3 protein-coding genes are annotated in these 2,952 nt (G+C 72.4%); 2 read left to right on the top strand and 1 reads right to left on the bottom strand.

Annotation, left to right across the window (positions count from 1 at the left end):
- Positions 1–45 precede the first annotated feature (45 nt).
- Positions 46–1,473 carry an amino acid permease gene (locus ACFRQN_RS40375; RefSeq protein WP_380745626.1) on the bottom strand — a complete coding sequence of 476 codons (1,428 nt, stop codon included), beginning with the start codon at positions 1,471–1,473 and terminating at the stop codon, positions 46–48.
- 266 nt (positions 1,474–1,739) lie between these two features.
- Here ACFRQN_RS40375 and ACFRQN_RS40380 point away from each other — a divergent pair, with 266 nt between their 5' ends.
- The gene (locus ACFRQN_RS40380; protein ID WP_074000683.1) at positions 1,740–2,339 is read left to right on the top strand and encodes a biotin transporter BioY; all 600 of its coding nucleotides are present in this window, start codon (positions 1,740–1,742) and stop codon (positions 2,337–2,339) included.
- 79 nt (positions 2,340–2,418) lie between these two features.
- Positions 2,419–2,904, top strand: a complete 486-nt coding sequence (locus ACFRQN_RS40385; RefSeq protein ID WP_049648958.1) for a ribose-5-phosphate isomerase — start codon at positions 2,419–2,421, stop codon at positions 2,902–2,904.
- Positions 2,905–2,952 lie beyond the last annotated feature (48 nt).

Raw genomic sequence — 2,952 nt, forward strand, 5'->3', positions numbered from 1 at the left:
GCCCGGTACCGCTCGGTACCGGGCCCTGCCGCGTGCGCGGGGAGGTCAGCGGAGCGCGGCGGCGTCCCGGCGCTGCTTGAGCAGCCCGGCGACGGTGAGCGCCGCGACCAGCACGCCGGCCGCGTACAGCTGCTGGCGGTTGCCGTCGGTGGTGGTCATCAGGGCGAGGATGCCGGCCACGGCGGCCATCGCGATCCAGGTCAGGTACGGGTAGCCCCACATCTTCACGGTGAGCAGCTCGGGGGCCTCGCGCTCCAGCCGGCGGCGCATCCGCAGCTGGACCACGCAGATGAACAGCCAGACCACCAGGATCGCCACGCCGGTGGTGTTCATCAGCCAGGTGAACACGGTGTCCGGCCAGAACTTGGCGGCCAGCACGGCGCCGAAGCCGAACAGACAGGAGGCCAGGACGGCTCTGCGCGGCACCCCGCCGCCGACCTTGGCCAGCGCCTTGGGGCCCTGGCCGCGGCCGACCAGCGAGTACGCCATCCGGGAGGCGCCGTAGATGTTGGCGTTCATCGCGGACAGCAGCGCGACCAGCACCACCACCTGCATGATCAGTCCGGCGGCGGGCACCCCGAGGTGGCTCAGCACGGTGACGTACGGGCCGTCCGCGACGACCTTCGGGTCCTTCCAGGAGACCAGGGTGACCACCAGGGCCATCGAGCCGATGTAGAAGATCGCGATCCGCCACACCGCGGTGCGCACGGCGTTGGCGACGTTCTTCTTGGGGTCGTCGGACTCGGCGGCGGCGATGGTCACGGTCTCCAGACCGCCGTACGCGAAGACCGAGGCGAGCAGGCCGACGATCAGCCCGCTGACGCCGTTGGGCAGGAAGCCGCCCTCGCCGGTGAGGTTGTGCGCGCCGGGGGCGCCGGGGCCGATCACCCCGGCGATGCCGAGCCCGCCGAGGACCAGGAAGGCGATGATCGCGGTGATCTTGATGGCGGCGAACCAGAACTCGAACTCGCCGAAGTTCTTCACCGCGGTGAGGTTGCTGGCGCAGAAGAAGGCCATGAACAGGGCGACCCAGACCCAGGCGGAGACGCCGGGTATCCAGCCGTTGACGATCTTCCCGGCGGCGGTGGCCTCGGCGGCGACGCCGCAGCAGAGCATCACCCAGTACATCCAGCCGGCCGTGATCCCGGCCCAGGGGCCGATCTCCTTCTCGGCGTGCACCGAGAACGAGCCGGAGGCGGGGCGGGCGGCGGACATCTCACCGAGCATCCGCATGATCAGCATGACCAGGAGGCCGGAGAGCACGAACGCCAGGATGATCGCCGGGCCGGCGGCCGCGATGCCGGCGCCGGAGCCGACGAAGAGGCCGGCGCCGATCACGCCGCCGAGGGCGATCATGGACAGGTGGCGCTGCTTCAGGCCGTGGGTGAGCTGCTGGCCACCCGGCGCCGGGGCCGCGGCCGGTCGGGTGCCGTCGGGGGTCCCGGGCGCCGGAGGGGCGGAAGTGGGGGCCATAGGGGTGGTTCCAGACTGTGCGGTATGCGACATGAGCTGTCCAATATCCGGCGCCGCCGCTGTCCATGCCAAAGATGATCGGTTCGGGCCCAGTATGCGGACCATGCCGAAACCCAAAGTGATCATGTTGTGACCAGGGGTTGTCCCGAGTCGGTTCCGACAACGCCCGAGGGCGGGGGTTTGTCCGAAACCGTGCCGTTCGCCCAGTGGATCACCACGTAGGTTCACAGGTGTTCACTCACCTGGACTCTCACGGAGGAGCCCCGATGGCCACTGCCACCACCCCGATACCGCGCCGCGCCGTCCTCGCCGACCTGCTGCCCGCCGCCTCCACCCGCCTCGGCGCCCAGGCCCGCGACCTGGCCCTGGTGGCCGGCGGCGCCGCGCTGACCGGCGTGGCCGCCCAGCTGTCGGTCAACGTCCCCGGCTCGCCGGTCCCGGTCACCGGCCAGACCTTCGCCGCCCTGCTGGTCGGCACCGCGCTCGGCACCCGCCGCGGCGCCGCCTCGCTGGTGCTGTACCTGCTGGCCGGCATGGCGGGCCTGCCCTGGTTCACCGGCGGCGCCACCGGCTGGGCGTTCCCGACCTTCGGCTACGTGCTCGGCTTCGTCGTCGCCGCCGCCCTGACCGGCGCGCTGGCCCGCCGCGGCGCCGACCGCACCCCGGTCAACACCGCCGTCACCATGGTCCTCGGCAGCCTCGCCATCTACGCGGTCGGCGTCCCGTACCTCGCCCTGTCGCTGCACGTCCCGCTCGCCCGCGCCGCCGAGCTCGGCCTCTACCCGTACCTGGTCGGCGACGCCCTCAAGGCCGCCCTCGCCGCCGGCGCCCTGCCGCTGGCCTGGAAGCTGCTCGGCCGGCGCTGACCACCCCCGCCGCGCCGACCGCTCCCCGCCGGCGCCCCCGTTGTCGGGCCCGGGCGCACGCGCATGCCACACTCATGGCATGCGCGTGTACCTGGGCTCAGACCATGCCGGATACGAACTGAAGAACCACCTCGTGGAGTGGCTCAAGGGGGCCGGCCACGAGCCGGTCGACTGCGGGCCGCACATCTACGACGCCGAGGACGACTACCCGCCGTTCTGCCTGCGCGCCGCCGAGCGCACCGCCGCCGACGAGGACGCCCTGGGCATCGTCATCGGCGGCTCCGGCAACGGCGAGGCGATCGCCGCCAACAAGGTCAAGGGCGTCCGGGCCGCGCTGGCCTGGAGCGCGCAGACCGCCGAGCTCGGCCGTCAGCACAACAACGCCAACGTGATCTCCATCGGCGGCCGCATGCACACGGTCGAGGAGGCCACCGGCTTCGTCGAGGTCTTCCTCAAGACCCCCTACAGCGGCGAGGCCCGGCACACCCGCCGGATCGAGATGCTGAGCGAGTACGAGACCACCGGCGAGCTCCCGCCGATCCCGGCCCACCACCCGCAGGGCTGATCCCGCCACCCACCCTCTCCGGCGGCCGGCCGCACGCTCCCGTGCGAC

Origin of the sequence: Kitasatospora sp. NPDC056800, from assembly GCF_042789775.1 — a bacterium.
Lineage (GTDB): Bacteria > Actinomycetota > Actinomycetes > Streptomycetales > Streptomycetaceae > Kitasatospora.